This window comes from Pseudoduganella violacea, from assembly GCF_014191875.1.
Classification (GTDB): Bacteria; Pseudomonadota; Gammaproteobacteria; order Burkholderiales; family Burkholderiaceae_D; genus Rugamonas; species Rugamonas violacea_A.
On sequence record NZ_JACHXD010000001.1, the window covers coordinates 224,685 to 241,485 of the forward strand.

The following is a 16,801-nucleotide window of genomic DNA, read 5'->3' on the forward strand; positions in this document are numbered from 1 at the left end:
TTATGACAGCGAAGGAACCGGATCTTTGGTTCTCATTTGTGCGCGCGCATCGGACGATGATCCGGGAGGTGGAGCGCCGCCTGGCCGCAGCCGGCCTGCCCAGCTACGCCTGGTATGACACGCTATGGGGTCTGGAAAGCGGACCCGATGGGACGCGGCGCATGCACGAACTGGCCGACGCGCTGGCCATCGAGCGCTATAACCTGACAAGGCTGGTGGACCGCCTGGAACAGGAAGGTCTTGTCACGCGCGCCCGCTCCGCCGAAGACGGCCGGGCCGCCTACGCCTCCATCACCAAGGAAGGCCGCGCGCTGCGCAAGAAGATGTGGAAGGTGTACGAATCCACCGTCGCCGAATTATTCCTCAAGCAGTTCAGCGCTGGCGAACAGGCCGGCCTGGCCGAAGGACTGGATCGCGCGATCGACGCCGTCAAGGCATCGACAGGCCAATAGCTTTACGCAAGCCGGTAGCGCTCCAGCGCCTCTTTGGCACGGCCGAGCGGGATGCGTCCTTCCTCGCCCAATGCTTTGAGCGCGAGGGCGGCAATCCATTGGGTGCTGTCTGTTCCGGCGCGTAGCGGATGCGAGTCGGCGCCAAGCGCCGCGAAGCGTGCCGGCACGAAGCCGCCGATCTGGCTGGCGATATTCTGCGCATAGCCGGTCACGGCCAGCACCGGCGATGCGCTGCCGCCAAGACAGGTCTGGAGGTGCGAACCTCTCTTCTCCGCACGGGGATGCAGCGTATTCCAACGCTCCGCCGCATAAGCATCCCGCGCCAGGCGCGTATAGCTTGGGCAGCTCCATATCTCGCTCGCCACGCCCCAATCCTGCTGGAGCAGCTTCGCCGCGCGCTCCACCTGCGACAAGGTTTTGCCGGCTCCCAACAGCCGCACGCTTGCCGTGGATGTCTCCTGGAGGGGCGCTGCGCAGTACATGCCCTTGAAGGCATGCAGCCCATCGGCCGCTGACAGCGCGCGCGCATCGCCACCGTCGGCATGCGCAGAGAAATACACGAATCCCGGTTCGCCATCGATGTAAAGCGCATGCAGTGCCGCACGCAGGATGGCGAGCGTTTCGGCGCCGGAGGCGGGGTCGTATGGCGTGCCGTCCGCCATGGCGGAGAGCCACAGGGGCAAGGCCGGCTGCACGCTCTTTGGCCAGCGTGAACTGAACGCCTCCGCGTCATTGCAGAAGATGCCCTGGCTTGTCGTTTCCGCCAGCGCCGCACGCAACCCCGCGACGGATTCCGAACGCATCAGATAGAGCAGCGGCTTCTCGCGCCGCTGACATTCGCTGCGCAGCCACAACGGCCAGGCGCTGATGTTGTGATGGCCGTCTGCCGCGCTGGCATGCACCTCCGCGTCCCGCCCCACCGCCCGGACAATCCAGGCGCTGCCCTGCTCCAGGCGATTGGCTATCGCATGCATTGCAGTACGTGGCGAAGCGCTCCGGCAATGCGCGCTCAGTGCATCATCGTCCAAGCGATCCAGACAGCTTGCGGCGGCATGCCGCATTTCCCGCATCGACTCCGGCAGATGAAAACGCTCCAGCTCCATGGCATGCCTCTATCACACGATTGCAATTACAACGATTGTAAATGCAATCAATTAATGTATCAAGGATGAGCGCTGACGATGGTCGTCGGGGCAGCGTAAAAATTCTTTAAAAATCGCTTGCAATTAAATCGCACACTATTTATAGTGTGCATATGGGCGCTGCAAACAGTAAGCGGAATCCCAACAAATAGCACACTACTGAATCGTCAACTATTAAACTGAAAGGATTTCACCATGTCTATCAAACAAGTTCTGTACCGCGCCAACGCCAAATCCACCGGTGGCCGCGAAGGCCGTTCCGTCAGCAATGACGGCGTGCTGGACGTGAAACTGACCACGCCGAAGGAACTGGGCGGCAATGGCGCCGTCGGCACCAATCCGGAACAGCTGTTCGCCGCCGGCTACTCGGCCTGCTTCATCGGCGCGATGAAATTCGTCGGCGGCCGCGACAAGATCGCCGTGCCGGCCGACACCTCGATCGACGCCACCGTCGGCATCGGTGCCATCGAAACCGGCTTCGGCATCGAAGTGGAACTGAAAATTTCGCTGCCAGGCCTGGACCGTGCCAGCGCCGAGAAACTGGTGCAGGCCGCCCACATCGTCTGCCCATACTCGAACGCCACCCGCGGCAATATCGACGTGACCCTGACGATCGTGTAAGAAGCCGTACAATGGTCGCCTCACTTCACAGGGGCGATCATGATCGAATGGCAGTGGCGGGACTTTGACGGCATTCCGGGCCGGCACTTGTATGAGCTGCTGCGCCAGCGCCAGGACGTGTTCGTGCTGGAGCAGCAGTGCCTATATCCCGATCTGGATGGCTACGACCAGGGCGCCCACCACCTGCTGGGATGGCGCGAGATAGGCGGCAAGCGCGAGCTGGCCGCCTATCTGCGCTGCATCGCGCCCGGCGTGAAATTTCCCGAAATGTCGCTGGGCCGCGTGCTGACCACGGCCGCCGCGCGCGGCATCGGCGCCGGACGGCTGCTGGTGGCCGAAGGCGTGCGCCAGGCCGAATTGCAGCATCCGGGCCACCGCATCCGCATTGGCGCGCAAGCGCATCTGGAACAGTTCTATGCCGGCTTTGGCTTCCGGACCATCTCCGCACCTTACGACGAAGACGGCATCGCGCACATCGACATGCTGCGCTGAGCGCTCAGAAAGTCACGATGAAGCGCGCGCCGCTGCTGACGGTGCGCGCGTAACGCACCGTGCCGCCATTGCCATGCACCAGATGGCGCACCATGGCCAGGCCAATGCCGCGTCCCTGTTTTTTGGTGGAGAAGAAAGGCGTGAAAATATGCGCCGCCAGCTCGTCCGGCACGCCCGGGCCATTGTCGGCCACTTCGATGCGCAAGCGCCCTCCACGGCTTAAGCGGGCACTGACCGTAGCCGTGGGGCGGGCTTGCGCGGCCGTGGCTTCCGCCGCGTTTTTCAGCAGATTGATCAGCGCCTGTTCCAGCTGGCCGGGATCGACCAGCACTTCCAGCGAGGCCGGTTCGACCGAGAATTCAGCGTTGCCGCCGCGCGCCTGCCAGTCCGCCGCCAGCAGCGCCGCGAGGCGGGCGAACAAATCGCCCAGGCGCACGCGCTCGGGCTGTGCCTCCGGCACGGTGGACAGGCTGCGGTAGCTGCCGACGAAATCGGCCAGGCTGGCGGCGCGGCGCGCGATGGCGTCGAGCGAGGTGCGCAAATCGTCAGCCAGTTCCGCCGCTTGCGCCGGCTGCGGCGCCTGCATTTCCTCCAGCAGCTCGCGCGCAGTGCGCGACAGCGAGGCGACCGGGGTCAGGGAATTCATGATCTCGTGCGTCAGGATGTGCACCAACTGGCGCCAGGCGTTCAAGGCCTCGGCTTCCAGTTCGCTTTCCACCGGCAGCAGGGCGGCGATGCGCTGACCCTCGCCCTGCACCGTCAGCGCGGAAACGGCCAGCATGGCGCGCTCCAGGCCGCGTTCCGTATCGAAGCTGATCAGATTACGCTGGTCGGCCGGCTGTGCCGCCAATACCTCGCACAACTGCTGCGGCGCGCTGGCGCGGCCCGGCGCCAGCAGGCGGCGCGCATTGGCGTTCAATGGTGTGGCCTCGCCCGCGCCGCTCAGATGGGCGATGCGGAACAGTGCAATCGGCGCATGCTCCAGGCGCGCTTCCAGCGCCAGCGCGGCGGGATGCAAGCCCTGCCAGTTGGCCATGCCATCATCGCCATCGGTGGTGGACGTGGCGCGGCCGGCGGGCAGAAAGGCGCTGGCCGGGGCTTCGCGGCGCGGCTGTCGCACTTCCAGCTTACTTAAGCCATGCCACATCAAGGCCGCAGCTGCCGCCGCGCCGATGCCGCATAGCGCCAGCAGGCGCGGGCTGTCCGGCTGCGCGTACAGCACGGACGTGGCAGCCGCCGACACCGCCATCAGGACCAGCGCGCCAGCGACCAGGGCCAGCTTGGGGCCGCGCTCAGATGCCATGCTTGCCCAGCTTGCGGTACAGGGCGGCGCGGCTCACGCCCAGCAGGCGGGCCGTGTAGCTGATATTGCCTTTCGCCTGGGCCAGCGCCGCTTCGATCGCATCGCGTTCCAGCACATGCAGCTTCAATTCGTCCGGCGCGCCACGCAAGCCGGCCGCTTCCGCGAGCACTTCGTCTGTCACCGGTTCAACAATGGCAGGAACGCTGCCGCCGCCCAGGTTCATGCCAAAGTCTTCGGCAAGGTAGTCCTCGCCCGCGCACAGGATCACGGCACGCTCGCAGGCGTGGCGCAGCGCGCGCACATTGCCGATCCAGGCATGCGCCTGCAAGACCTGCAGGGCCGCGGCATTCAGCGCGCGCGCCGGACGCTGGTACTGCCGGCTGTAATGCTCCAGATAGTGATGCAGCAGGGCCGGAATATCTTCGCGCCGTTCGCGCAAGGGCGGCACTCGGATCACGATGGTGTTCAGGCGGAACAGCAGGTCGGTGCGGAAGACGGCCGGATCGAACAGGCTGGCCTCATCCAGATTGGTGGCGCTGACGATGCGCACGTCGATGGTCTCGGCGCGGTCGGCGCCCAGCGGCGTGACTTCGCGCCGCTCCAGCGCCGTCAACAGCTTGGCCTGCGCCGCCAGACCCAGATTGCCGACTTCATCGAGAAAGAGCGTGCCGCCGCGCGCGGCCTGGAAACGTCCGGCGCGGTCGGCCTTGGCGTCGGTGAACGATCCCTTGCGGTGGCCGAACAGCTCACTCTCGAACGTCGCTTCGGGCAGCGTGCCCATGTCCACCGGCAGGAAGACGCCGGCGGCGCGGCGCGATGCCAGATGAATGGCGCGCGCCACCAGCTCCTTGCCCACGCCGTTCTCGCCCAGCACCAGCACATTGGCGGCGGTGGGGCCGACGCTGGCGATCATGCGCTTGACGGCGCGCATGGCGGCCGATTCGCCCATCAGCGCATCGGTGGCGACGTTCGCGGACAGGCTGTCGGCGCGCCGCTCCTGGCGCGCCAGCGCCGTTTCCACGGCCGCCAGCAGGCGCGCATTGTCCCAGGGCTTGGTGATGAAATCGCTGGCGCCGCGCTTCAGCGCTTCCACCGCCAGCGGCACATCGGCATAGGCGGTCAACGCGATTACAGCGGGAGCGCCGGGATGGCGCCGCAGCAGCTCCAGCGTGGCCAGGCCTTCGGCGCCGTCGGTGCGGCCAGGCGTGAAATTCAAATCCAGCAGCACCAGATCAGGGGCCGAGGCTTGCAGCAAGGCAGGCAGACCCGCCGGATCGTGCAGCACGGAGATTTTGCCGTGATGGCGGCGCAGCAGCATCTGCGCGGCGTAGGCGACGTCGGGATCGTCGTCGAGGATCAGGATGTGTGCTGCGGAATCGGCCATGGCGTGGGAATGGGTGGGACTCGCCGGGCATTCTAGCAGTCCATCCGCAGGCCGCAAACGCCGGCCGGCGCAACGCGGACATATTGTCCGGAAACGGACAGCTGCCGCTGTTCGGAGCCGTACAGCGGCAGCCACCGGCGCGCCGCATCGCGCATCGTGCGTCCAGCGCCAGCCCTGTATCCATGCGGCTTGCGCCATCGACTTGGATGTCTGGCACGCGGCTTGCTGTAGCAGGCCTTCATGAATCGCTATTCTCAGCAACGATGAACCTGCACCAGCATCCAGCCGCCGCCAGCGGCGCCGCCATGGACCGCATTGTGCCGCGCAAGCGCGGCAGGACAATTGCCCTGGCCGCGCTGGCGGCAACGGCCGTCGTGGCGGCCGGCCTGGCTTTGTGGCACTGGGCGCCGCGCGGCCTGCTGGTATCAGGCCGCGACCTGCAGATCGCCCAGGTGGAGAGCGGCATCTTCCGCGACGACATTGTGGTGCGCGCCAGCGCCCAGCCGCTGTCCTCGGTGATCCTCGATTCGGTGGAGTCGGGCCGGGTGGAGGAGGTGTATGCGCGCGACGGCGATATGGTGCGCCAGGGCCAGCTGCTGTTCCGCATCTCGAATCCCCAGCGCAATCTGGAGCTGCTGGCGCGCCAGGCCGAACACGCGCAGCAGATTTCCAATCTGTCGAACCTGCGCGTGGCGCAGGAGGCCAGCCGCAGCGAGCATCAGCGCCGCCTGGACGATCTGGCCTTCGCCTTGCAGCAAGAAGAGAAGAAGCATGCGCGCAACGAGAAACTGGCGGCCGAAGGCTTTATCTCGGCCGTCGCACTGGAGGAGTCCCGCGACACGCTGGCGCAGCGCCGGCGTGCGTTGGCCCAGGCCCAAGCCAGCGACGCCACCGAAACCGAAGTGCGCGGCAATGCACTGGTCCAGCTGGGCAGCGCGCTCGATGGCCTGAAATCCGGCCTGCAACTGGTGCGGGCCACGGTGGAAGCGCTGGCCGTGCGCGCCCCGGTGGCGGGCCGCCTGACCGACTTCCGCCTGCAGGTGGGCGAGTCCATCGTCACCGGCAAGAACGTGGGCCGCATCGACGATCCGCGCCGCTTCAAGCTGTCGGCCCAGGTGGACGAGTTTTATCTGAACCGGGTGGCCGTGGGCCGCCAGGGCAGCTTGCGCGTGGACGAGCGCAGCTACCCGGTCGCCATCGGCACCATTTATCCGCAGGTGAAGGAAGGGCGCTTCACCGTGGAGCTGATGTTCAGCAAGGAGCAGCCGCCCGCGCTGAATCCCGGCCAGAGCCTGGATGCGCAGATCACGCTGGGCGAACCGGCGCCCGCCCTGCTGCTGCCCAACAGCGCCTTCAGCGCCGACAGCGGCGGCGCCTGGGTCTTCGTGCTGGCGCCGGATGGACGCCATGCGGAAAGGCGCGAGATCCGCAGCGGGCGGCGCAATAACAGCCAGGTCGAGGTGCTGGCAGGACTGCAGCCGGGCGAACGCGTCATCGTTTCCAGCTACGCCGCTTTCGGCAAATCCCTCACATTGCAGATTTCACAGTAAGCTCCATCCATTCATCGAAAGGAAGCACTCATGATCAAACTCGCAGGCGTCAGCAAAATCCATGTGGCTGGCGAAGTCCAGACCACCGCATTGGACCGCATCGACCTGGAAATCGATGCCGGCGAATACGTGGCGATCACCGGTCCATCCGGTTGCGGCAAATCGACCCTGCTCAGCCTTCTCGGCCTGCTCGATGTACCCAGCAGCGGCGATTACTGGTTCGAAGGCACGAATGTCGCCGGCTGGAGCGAGGCCCAGTTGAACACGCTGCGGCGCGGCCGCATCGGCTTCATCTTCCAGAGCTTTAACCTGATCGAGGAGTTGAGCGTGTTCGAGAACGTGGAACTGGCGCTGGAATACACCGGCATGGCGGCGCGCGACCGCAAGGACAAGGTCCATGCCATGCTGGAAAAGCTGGGCATCGCCCACCGCGCCAAGCACCGTCCCTCGCAACTGTCGGGCGGCCAGCAGCAACGCGTGGCCATCGCACGCGCCCTGGTGGCCGGCCCCGCCGTGCTGCTGGCCGACGAACCGACCGGCAACCTGGACACCGCCCACGGCGATGAGGTCATGCGCCTGCTGCGCCAGATCAATGCCGAAGGCACGACCGTGGTGATGGTGACCCACTCCCCCACCCACGCCGCGCAGGCCTCGCGCAGCCTGAACCTGCTCGATGGCCGCATCATGGTCGACGCCCTGCGTGCCGCATGAGAATCAGCGACTTCCGCATCGGCTGGCGCGTGCTCTGGCGGCAACCCGCCTGGTCGGCCGTCAGCATCCTCAGTCTCAGCGTCGGCTTTGCCAGCTGCTTGCTGCTATTGGGCTTTCTGCATTACAGCCTGAGTTTCAACCGCCAAGTGCCGCAGGCCGAGCGTATCCAACTGGTCAAATACCGTCCCAATCTGAAATCCGATGCCAGTTGGGCCGAGTCAAGCTATGCGCCGCTGCGCGATGCGGCACTAGGCAGCGGTCTGGCGGAGCAGGCCAGCATCGACGTCGCTCTCGATCTGCCGCTGCGATACGCCGGGCATCCGCATGACGCGCGTTTGCGTGCCGTGGACCCGGCGCTGGCTAACATCTTCAGCCTGCACGCTCTGCAAGGAGATGCACAGACCGCACTGACGCGGCCCGAGGGCCTGGCTCTCAGCATCAGCATGGCGCAGAAAATATTTGGCGACCGGCCGGCTCTTGGACAGTTGGTACAGCGGGCGGCAGCACGCTGCAAGTCATGGCACTGCTACCCGACCCGCCAAGCAACAGCAGTCTGCAATATCGGGCACTGGTCGGCAGCAATAGTCTCGCTTGGCCGCTAGCTGAGCGCGAAAAGGTCATGAATTGGGGATTGGCGCGTATCTGGCTGAAGCTGCGCGCCGATGCCGATCCAGCGCGCCTGCAAGCTTTTCTGCAGGCGGAAACCGACCGCAACTCCCCGTTGGCTGAGGCCAGGCTGGGCGTCATGGCTGCCGCGTTGGGTGGGCGCAAGCCGGTTGACATCGCTCTCGTCGGCTTACCTGCCCTTTACCTGGATCCTGACCTTGAGGATTGGGGCAGGTTTCAGCCGCATGGAAAATTAAGCGATGTCTACAGCCTAAGCGCGGCTGGCCTGCTGATCATGCTGCTGGCCGCCATCAACTACGTCAATCTGGCCACCATGCGCACCTTGCAGCGTCAGCGCGAAATCGCCATCCGCAAACTCATGGGAGCTGGCATCGGGCGCGTGGCTGCCCTCTTCCTGGCTGAATCCATCCTCGCGGCGCTGCTGGCTATGGCGCTTGGCCTTGGCCTGGCATGGCTATTCCAGCCGCTGCTGGGCAACTGGCTGGAACGCGACTTGGGCAGCTTATTCACTCCGTCTTATTGCGCCGTCGCGCTGTTGCTGGCGATTGCCATTGGCATCCTGGCCGGAGCCTATCCCGCCTGGCTGGCGCTGAACGTACATCCAGCCCAGCCTCTAGCCAACCGCGATAGCGGCGAGAAGTCGGCAGGGCTGAATATGCGCCGCACCCTGACGGTATTGCAATTTGGTGCAGCAATTGGGCTGGCCGCCACGGCTACCGCCATCACCTGGCAAACCTGGTATGCCAGCCATGCCGATCCAGGTTTCAACACCGCCCATCTACACGTCATTAGCCTGCCCGGCAAAGCCACGGCGCAAAGCAGGAAGGCCTTTGTCGAAGCGCTGAAGCGTGAGCCGGAGGTGCAGGCTGCGGCCAGCTCGCTGGCCGCAGTGGGCGGTAATCTCGGCGCCCGCATATTCCGGTTTTACAAAAACGGGAGCAGCCCTATGCTGAACTACGAAGCGCAGGTCGTGGACGCCACCTTCTTTCAGGTATACGGTATCCAGCCTCTCGCCGGGGAACTATTTTCGCCGCAACGCGACCAGGGCACGGCTCGCGGCGTGATCCTGAATGCGAGCGCTCTTAAAAGCTTTGGTTTCAGCAAGGCACAGGACGCCGTTGGCCAGACCATCCGCAACGCTAAACGAGAGACGGTACTGGGCGTGGCGCCGGATATCCGCCATCACTCGCTGTACAGCAAGGCGGGGGCCATCGTGTATGAACTCGACGATGGCAACGCAACCGGTGGTGTGGCCAGCGTGCGCAGCATCCTGGCCAGCGCCGAACTGGCGCGCCGGCTGGGGCCTGTTTGGCAGCGCTACTTTGCCGACGAAACAATGGCACTGCGTCCCGCTGCCAGCTTGTTCGCGGAAAATTATGAGCGGGACCGCGGCAAGGCGCATATGCTGGGTCTTGCCAGCTTGATCGCCATTGTGTTGGCTGCCTGCGGCATCTATGTATTGGCCGCCTACAGCGTGCAGCGCAATCAGCGCCAGATCGTGTTGCGCAAGCTGCATGGCGCCAGCAACGGCGCCATCGTACGCCTGCTGGGCCGCGAATATCTGCTGTTGCTGGCCTTCGGCGCCCTCTGCGGCCTGCCGCTGGCGGCGTTCGCCATCGAGCGCTATCTGGCCGAATATGCGGAGCGCGCGCCGATGGGCCACTGGCCGCTGCTGGCCGCTGTTCTGCTGGCCATGCTGGTTGCCCTGCTGGCCACCGGCCGCCATATGATGGCTGGTCTGCGACTGCCGCCAGTGCTGGCCCTGCGTCTGCAGGACGCCTGAAGCGCCGGGCTGAAATAAAAAGGGCGGCCCGCAGGCCGCCCTTTTCGCTCAAGCCTCGCGGCTTATTTCGGGTACACGCTCACCAGTTCGAACTCGAACAGCAGACCGGTATTCGGCGGCACCTGAGGCGGACGGCCGTTCGGGCCGTAAGCCAGGGCGCTCGGCACGGCCACCAGGCGCTTGCCGCCAAGACGCATGCCCAGAATGCCCATCTCAAAGCCAGGCACATAGTTGTTGCCCGCGCCCAGCGGAACGCTCAACTGGCCGGCATCCAGCTTGGTGCCTTTCTTGTCCACCGCGTCGCGGTTGTAGATATAGGTCACGTAGCGCACGTCGACGCGGTCGCCATTGACGACCGGGTTGCCGCTGCCGACGGCGATGTCGGTCTTGGTCAGCTCGGCGACCTGGGTCAGCGGGTCCAGGACCACGGGTTCGGAATAGTCTTTGGCGCCGCCGCAGGCTGCGAGAGCCAGGGCGCATGCCAGGGTAGCAATCTGTTTGAAAATCGAGTTCATCTTCGCCTTCTGTTTTACTGGATGTCGGAGTGGTCGCACACGCATCCGTGCGCCGATCGGAGCAGCAGTTTAGCAGACTGCCCCGAACGGGATTTAAAAGTACATTTTCTTACAAAATTTATGTCTCAAATTTCCACCTGCGTGCCCAGTTCGATCACGCGGTTGGTTGGAATCTGATAGTAATCGGCGGCGCCGCGCGCATTGCGCGACATGGCCACGAACAGATGCTCGCGCCACGGGGCCATGCCGGCGCCGGGGGCCGAGATCACGGTCTGGCGCGCGATGAAGAAGGAGGTTTCCATCATCTCGAACTGCAGGCCATGGTCGGCGCACAGTTCCAGCACTTTCGGAATATCCGCTTCGTCCTTGAAGCCGTAGTAGACATTCAGCTGGTAGCAGTCGTGGCCCAGGGCCGTAATGCGCACCTGTTCGGCCGGCGGCACCCATGGTTCTTCCACGATATGGATGGTGAAGAAGACCACGCGTTCGTGCAGCACCTTGTTGTGCGACAAGTTATGCAGCAGCGCATGCGGCACGCCGTCGCTCTCGCCGCGCAGGAAGATGGCGGTGCCGGGCACGCGCACCGGCGGCGCCATGAACAGGGAGTTGAGGAAGTCTTCCAGCGGGATGGCGTGCTTTTCCAGGTTCTTGAACACCAGCTGGCGGCCGGTGCGCCAGGTGAGCATGGTGGTAAACAGGATGCCGCCCAGCAGCAGCGGGAACCAGCCGCCATGGAACAGCTTGAGCGTGCTGGCCGAGAACAGCATGATGTCGATCACGATGAAGAAGCCGGTGGCGGCAAAGCACAGCAGCAGCGGCAGCTTCCAGCGGTAGCGGATCACGAAGAAGGTCAGGATGGTGGTGGCCAGCATGGTGGCGGTGACGGCGATGCCGTAGGCCGCGGCCAGGTTTTCCGAGGAGCCGAAACCGACCACGGCCAGCAGCACCACGGCCAATTGCAGCCAGTTCACGGCCGGGATATAGATCTGGCCGATCTCGCTCTCCGAGGTATGGCAGATGCGCATGCGCGGCAGCAGACCGAGGGCGATGGCCTGCTTGGTCATGGAGAAGGTGCCGGAAATGGTCGCCTGGGAGGCGATCACGGTGGCCATGGTGGACAGGATCACCAGCGGATACACGCTCCAGGCGCCCAGCTGCTGGTAGAAGGGATTGGTGACGGCCTCGGGATGGGCCAGCAGCAGGCCGCCCTGTCCCAGATAGTTCAGGGCCAGGGCCGGGAACACGATCATGAACCAGGCGGTGCGGATCGGCTTCTTGCCGAAGTGGCCCATATCGGCATACAGGGCTTCGGCGCCGGTCAGGGACAGCACCACGGCGCCCAGGGCGACGAAGGCGATCAGCCGGTTCTCGTACATGAAGACCAGGGCATGCCAGGGATTGAGGGCGGCCAGGATGGCGGGCGACTTGACGATATTGATGACGCCCATCACCGACAGGGCGATGAACCAGACCACCATCACCGGCGCGAACCAGCGGCCGATGCCGGCCGTGCCGTGCGACTGCACCGCGTACAAGGCGACCAGCACGACGATGGTGAGCGGCACCACGTAGGGACTGAAGGCGGGGGTGGCCACTTCCAGGCCTTCGATGGCCGACAACACCGAGATGGCGGGCGTGATCACGCTGTCGCCATAGAACAGGGTGGCGCCGAACACGCCCACCAGCAGCAGCACGGTGTGCCAGCGCGAATGGCGGCTGACCGAGGACAGCGCCAGCGCCATCAAGGCCATGATGCCGCCCTCGCCGCGGTTGTCGGCGCGCAGCACCAGGGTCACGTATTTGAGCGAAACGATGATGGTCAGTCCCCAGAAAATCAGGGAGACGATGCCGATCAGATTGGGGGCGTTCAAGGCCAGGCCGTGCTGCGGGTCGAACACGGTCTTCAGGGTGTACAGGGGGCTAGTGCCGATATCGCCATACACGATACCGACGGCCGCCAGCGTCAATGCGACGAGGCTGCTTTTTTTATGTTGTTGCGACGTCAAGTTTTCACCCGATTTTGTTATGGTGCATCGCACAATAGAAGATGTGTATGCAATTTGCAAGCGATTTTGCCACGGCCTCGGCCGCGCCTCCAAGCATCCCATTCTAGCCCTGGCCGGGGCTGCTCAGCGCCGATTGTGCATTTCCGCGATAATTCCAGGTTCCGCCCACCGTCTTTTGCGCGCAACCATGAACACCGGCATCCTGTACGCAGTCCTGGCCTTTTTGTGCTGGGGCTTGTTTCCCCTATATTTCCACGCCCTGGGCACCATGCCGGCGATGGAAATCCTGGCGCACCGCATGCTGTGGTCCCTGGTCTTCCTGCTCATCGTCCTCTTGCTGCGGCGCCAGTGGAGCTGGCTGGGCGCGGTACTACGCCAACCCAAGGTGCTGGCCAGCTTTATCGCCAGTTCGCTGCTGCTGAGCGCGAACTGGTTTGTATATATCTGGGCCGTCAACAATGGCCATGTGATCGACGCCAGCCTCGGCTATTTCATCAATCCCCTGTTCAATGTGCTGCTGGGGCTGCTGGTGCTGAAGGAAACACTGCGGCGCGGCCAGTGGCTAGCCATCGGCGTGGCGGCCAGCGGCGTGCTGTGGCTGACCTGGCAGGCCGGCCAACTGCCCTGGATCGCCCTGCTGCTGGGCATTTCCTTCGGCGGCTACGGCTTGCTGCGCAAGACGGCCGCGCTGGCGGCGCTGGAAGGCTTGTCCTTTGAAACCCTGCTGCTGTTCCCGCTGGCGGCCGGCTACGTCATCTGGCTTACCCTGCACGGCGCGAATACCTTCCTCAACACCGACAGCAGCGCCATGCGCTGGCTGCTGGCGGCGGCCGGTCCCATCACCGCCATCCCGCTGCTGCTGTTCGCCGCCGGCGCGCGCCGCATTCCGCTGTCGGTGCTGGGCATGCTGCAATATATCTCGCCGACCATGCAGATGCTGCTCGGTATGTTCGTGTTCCATGAAGCCTTCTCGTCCGAACGCCTGGCCGGCTTCTGCGTGATCTGGAGCGCCCTCGCCCTGTATATGGCCGAGGGCTGGTGGGCCAGCCGGCGCGCCGCGTAAAGGCGCAAAAGCATGGCTTGCGGACGCGCTTTGGCGTATCCTTGTTGACCTTTGTAAAAAAATCGAGATTTCCTAATGGCAAATTACGTCTATACCATGAACCGCGTGGGCAAAATCGTCCCGCCCAAGCGCCAGATTCTGAAAGATATTTCGCTGTCCTTCTTCCCGGGGGCGAAGATCGGCGTGCTGGGCCTGAACGGCTCCGGTAAGTCGACCTTGCTGAAAATTATGGCCGGCATCGATACCGACATCCAGGGCGAAGCGCGCCCGATGCCGGGTCTGAACATCGGCTACCTGCCGCAGGAACCGCAGCTGGACCCGGAACAGACCGTGCGCCAGGCCGTGGAAAGCGGCCTGGGCGAAGCGTTCGAAGCGCAAGCCAAGCTGGACGCCGTGTACGCCGCCTATGCGGAAGAGGACGCGGACTTCGACGCGCTGGCCGCCGAACAGGGCCGCCTGGAAGCCATCCTGGCTGCGGCCGATGGCGGCAACCTGAACCTGCAACTGGAAATGGCGGCCGACGCGCTGCGCCTGCCGCCATGGGACGCCAAGATCGGCGTGCTGTCCGGCGGTGAGAAGCGCCGCGTGGCGCTGTGCCGCCTGCTGCTGTCCAAGCCCGATATGCTGCTGCTCGACGAACCGACCAACCACCTGGACGCGGAATCGGTCGAGTGGCTGGAGCAATTCCTGCTGCGCTTCCCGGGCACCGTGGTCGGCATCACCCACGATCGCTACTTCCTCGACAATGCCGCCGAGTGGATTCTGGAACTGGACCGTGGCCATGGCATTCCTTGGAAAGGCAATTACAGCTCCTGGCTGGACCAGAAGCAGGACCGCCTGAAGCAGGAAGAAGCCACCGAATCGGCGCGCCAGAAAGCGCTGCAGAAAGAGCTGGAATGGTCGCGCCAGAACCCGAAAGCGCGCCAAGCCAAGTCGAAAGCCCGTCTGGCCCGCTTCAACGAGCTGAGCGAACACGAATACCAGAAGCGCAACGAAACCCAGGAAATCTTCATTCCTGTGGCCGAGCGTCTGGGCAACGATGTGATCGAGTTCAAGAATGTCTCGAAAGCCTTCGGCGACCGTCTGCTGATCGACAATCTGAGCTTCATCATTCCGCCGGGCGCCATCGTCGGCATCATCGGCCCCAACGGCGCCGGTAAATCGACCCTGTTCAAGATGATCACCGGCAAAGAACAGCCGGACAGCGGCGAAGTGGTGATCGGCAAGACCGCCAAGGTCTCCATCGTCGACCAGAGCCGCGACGCGCTCGACAACGACAAGACCGTGTTCCAGGCCGTCAGCAATGGCGCCGACATCCTGCAGGTGGGCCGCTTCGAAATGCCGTCGCGCGCCTATCTGGGCCGCTTCAACTTCAAGGGCGGCGACCAGCAGAAGGTCGTCGGCAACCTGTCGGGCGGTGAACGCGGCCGTCTGCACCTGGCCCAGACCCTGCTGATGGGCGGCAACGTGCTGCTGCTCGATGAACCGTCGAACGACCTGGACGTGGAAACCCTGCGCGCGCTGGAAGATGCGCTGCTGGAATTCGCCGGTTCCGTGATGGTGATCTCGCACGACCGCTGGTTCCTCGACCGTATCGCCACCCACATCCTGGCCTTCGAAGGCGACTCGCAAGTGGTCTTCTTCGACGGTAACTATCAGGAATACGAAGCCGATAAGAAAAAACGCCTGGGTGAAGAAGGCGCCAAGCCAAAACGCATCCGCTACAAGCCGCTGACGGTATAAGCAGGTTAAGATCGAAGGCACGCTCAACAGCGTGCCTTTTTTTATTTTCGGAGACTGCTATGCCTAAATGCTTATCTCTGCTGGGCCTGCTGGCCAGCGCCAGCGTGCTGCACTCCGCCGTCGCCGCCGAGACGGCCTCATTGGGCAGCCTGAACTGGCTGGCCGGCTGCTGGACGCAAACCAATGGCGAAACCGGCACGGGCGAACAATGGATGACGGCGGCCGGCGGCGTCATGCTGGGCACGGCGCGCACAGTCAAAAACGGCCGCGCCGTGGGCTGGGAATTCATGCGCATCGAGGAAACGGAGGCGGGCCAGCTGGTGTTTACGGCCAAGCCGCGGCGCGAGGCCGAGGCCAGCTTTGCGCTGCTGCGCCTGAGCGAGAATGAGGTGGTGTTTGAAAATGCCCAGCACGACTTCCCGCAGCGCATCAGCTACCGCCGCGACAGCGCCCAGGCCGTCAGCGCCAGCATCGAGGGCATGCTCAAAGGAAGGCTCAAAAAAATAGACTACCCGTTGAAGCGGGTAGTCTGTGAAGTAACTAAGGAAACGTGAAAAGAGGAGAGCGGGGGAGGCCGGGCGCAGGGACAGCGCCCCACGCCCCAGGCATGGGCGCTGTCGCACCCGGCCTCGATCGGTAGCGGGCCTTCAGCCCGCGTGACCATTAGAAGTGGTAGCGGGCGCCGAAACCGAAAGCGCCGTTTTTGCGGCCCTGGTCGGTTTTGTTCTTGCCGTAGCGCTCGTAGGACACTTCCAGACCCAGCTTCGGCGTGACCATATATTCGGCACCAATCGCGGCGTACAGGGCAGTCTTGTTGCCGCTGTTGTTCAGGTTCGCGGCCAGGCCGGCAGCGTTCACGTCGTTCTTGTTGCGGCCGACGCCCAGCTTGCCGAAAACGGAGAACTGTTCGTTGATCGGGTAAGCGGCTTTACCGGCGATGTAGAAGGATTTGGCCTTGGCTTCAACGCTGCCCTTGTCGGCGCCGAGGGAGTAGTTGTACTTCTCCTTGCCGAACTGGGTGTAGCCGGCTTCGACCGCGAACATCTTGTCGATCTGGTAGCCGCCGAAGATTTTGCCGCCGAATTCATTGGACTTCTTGTCGCCGCCGGTGGTGTCGTTGGCGATGTTGTACTGGTTCTTGTTGTACACACCGCCGATACCGATGTACGGGCCTGGTTCAGCAGCGTGGGCAGTCACGGCGCCCAGAGTGGCGGCAGTAGCGATAAGTGCGAGTACGGTCTTTTTCATGGTGTGATCTTTCAGCTAAAAGTTTTGAAAAGTCTTATTGCCTGGGATCGCAATCTCTCAGGTAATTGCGATTGCGATCACAATAGCACCGCAACAAAAACTTAGGCTGAAGGATTCAGTAATAAATGTTAGCAGATGTAAGCGCCCTTGAAACTGGGGAG

16 protein-coding genes are annotated in these 16,801 nt (G+C 63.8%); 10 read left to right on the plus strand and 6 right to left on the minus strand.

From position 1 onward, the window contains the following. Nucleotides 1-2 precede the first annotated feature (2 nt). Nucleotides 3-452 carry a MarR family winged helix-turn-helix transcriptional regulator gene (locus tag FHS03_RS00970; RefSeq protein WP_183439162.1) on the plus strand — a complete coding sequence of 150 codons (450 nt, stop codon included), beginning with the start codon at nucleotides 3-5 and terminating at the stop codon, nucleotides 450-452. Nucleotides 453-454: 2 nt separating this feature from the next. Here the strand turns inward: FHS03_RS00970 and FHS03_RS00975 are convergent, their stop codons facing one another. Beyond that, entirely contained in the window at nucleotides 455-1,555 is a 1,101-nt protein-coding gene (locus tag FHS03_RS00975) for a transketolase-like TK C-terminal-containing protein (RefSeq protein ID WP_183439163.1), read from the minus strand. Nucleotides 1,556-1,789: 234 nt separating this feature from the next. Between FHS03_RS00975 and FHS03_RS00980 the strand changes: the two genes are divergently transcribed. Further along, nucleotides 1,790-2,215 carry an organic hydroperoxide resistance protein gene (locus tag FHS03_RS00980; protein ID WP_183439164.1) on the plus strand — a complete coding sequence of 142 codons (426 nt, stop codon included), beginning with the start codon at nucleotides 1,790-1,792 and terminating at the stop codon, nucleotides 2,213-2,215. A 39-nt stretch (nucleotides 2,216-2,254) separates the two neighbouring features. Continuing rightward, nucleotides 2,255-2,707, plus strand: a complete 453-nt coding sequence (locus FHS03_RS00985; protein WP_183439165.1) for a GNAT family N-acetyltransferase — start codon at nucleotides 2,255-2,257, stop codon at nucleotides 2,705-2,707. A 4-nt stretch (nucleotides 2,708-2,711) separates the two neighbouring features. Here the strand turns inward: FHS03_RS00985 and FHS03_RS00990 are convergent, their stop codons facing one another. Beyond that, nucleotides 2,712-4,010: a sensor histidine kinase gene (locus FHS03_RS00990; protein WP_183439166.1), complete on the minus strand. Its 1,299-nt coding sequence runs from the start codon at nucleotides 4,008-4,010 to the stop codon at nucleotides 2,712-2,714. Then, complete coding sequence (locus FHS03_RS00995) at nucleotides 4,000-5,394, minus strand: sigma-54-dependent transcriptional regulator (RefSeq protein WP_183439167.1); 1,395 nt, start codon at nucleotides 5,392-5,394, stop codon at nucleotides 4,000-4,002. Before FHS03_RS00995 ends, FHS03_RS00990 begins: the two co-directional genes overlap by 11 nt. A 263-nt stretch (nucleotides 5,395-5,657) precedes the next feature. Between FHS03_RS00995 and FHS03_RS01000 the strand changes: the two genes are divergently transcribed. Genes FHS03_RS01000 through FHS03_RS01015 form a run of 4 tightly spaced genes read left to right on the plus strand, consistent with a single transcriptional unit; the run spans nucleotide 5,658 to nucleotide 10,065 of the window. Next, nucleotides 5,658-6,944 (plus strand): efflux RND transporter periplasmic adaptor subunit, encoded by a 1,287-nt coding sequence (locus tag FHS03_RS01000; RefSeq protein ID WP_229426009.1) that lies wholly within the window; start codon nucleotides 5,658-5,660, stop codon nucleotides 6,942-6,944. Between the two features lie 30 nt (nucleotides 6,945-6,974). After that, on the plus strand, nucleotides 6,975-7,655 hold the full coding sequence (locus tag FHS03_RS01005; protein ID WP_183439168.1) for an ABC transporter ATP-binding protein: 681 nt from the start codon (nucleotides 6,975-6,977) through the stop codon (nucleotides 7,653-7,655). After that, entirely contained in the window at nucleotides 7,652-8,257 is a 606-nt protein-coding gene (locus tag FHS03_RS01010) for an ABC transporter permease (protein WP_183439169.1), read from the plus strand. Before FHS03_RS01005 ends, FHS03_RS01010 begins: the two co-directional genes overlap by 4 nt. Nucleotides 8,258-8,274: 17 nt before the next feature. Continuing rightward, entirely contained in the window at nucleotides 8,275-10,065 is a 1,791-nt protein-coding gene (locus FHS03_RS01015) for an FtsX-like permease family protein (protein WP_183439170.1), read from the plus strand. A gap of 62 nt (nucleotides 10,066-10,127) precedes the next feature. Here FHS03_RS01015 and FHS03_RS01020 read toward each other — a convergent pair whose 3' ends face one another. Further along, nucleotides 10,128-10,580, minus strand: coding sequence for an FKBP-type peptidyl-prolyl cis-trans isomerase (locus tag FHS03_RS01020; RefSeq protein ID WP_183439171.1), 453 nt, complete (start codon nucleotides 10,578-10,580; stop codon nucleotides 10,128-10,130). A 125-nt stretch (nucleotides 10,581-10,705) separates the two neighbouring features. Beyond that, nucleotides 10,706-12,586: a potassium transporter Kup gene (locus FHS03_RS01025; RefSeq protein ID WP_229426010.1), complete on the minus strand. Its 1,881-nt coding sequence runs from the start codon at nucleotides 12,584-12,586 to the stop codon at nucleotides 10,706-10,708. A 187-nt stretch (nucleotides 12,587-12,773) separates the two neighbouring features. On the opposite strand from FHS03_RS01025, the gene rarD reads away from it, so the two are divergent. The 3 genes from rarD to FHS03_RS01040 all read left to right on the plus strand — a co-directional run bounded on the left by rarD (nucleotide 12,774) and on the right by FHS03_RS01040 (nucleotide 15,946). After that, on the plus strand, nucleotides 12,774-13,649 hold the full coding sequence (rarD, locus tag FHS03_RS01030; protein WP_183439173.1) for an EamA family transporter RarD: 876 nt from the start codon (nucleotides 12,774-12,776) through the stop codon (nucleotides 13,647-13,649). A 75-nt stretch (nucleotides 13,650-13,724) separates the two neighbouring features. Then, nucleotides 13,725-15,392 carry an energy-dependent translational throttle protein EttA gene (gene ettA / locus FHS03_RS01035; protein WP_183439174.1) on the plus strand — a complete coding sequence of 556 codons (1,668 nt, stop codon included), beginning with the start codon at nucleotides 13,725-13,727 and terminating at the stop codon, nucleotides 15,390-15,392. A gap of 59 nt (nucleotides 15,393-15,451) precedes the next feature. Further along, nucleotides 15,452-15,946 carry a DUF6265 family protein gene (locus FHS03_RS01040; RefSeq protein ID WP_183439175.1) on the plus strand — a complete coding sequence of 165 codons (495 nt, stop codon included), beginning with the start codon at nucleotides 15,452-15,454 and terminating at the stop codon, nucleotides 15,944-15,946. A 109-nt stretch (nucleotides 15,947-16,055) separates the two neighbouring features. Here FHS03_RS01040 and FHS03_RS01045 read toward each other — a convergent pair whose 3' ends face one another. After that, entirely contained in the window at nucleotides 16,056-16,640 is a 585-nt protein-coding gene (locus FHS03_RS01045) for a porin family protein (RefSeq protein WP_183439176.1), read from the minus strand. Nucleotides 16,641-16,801 lie beyond the last annotated feature (161 nt).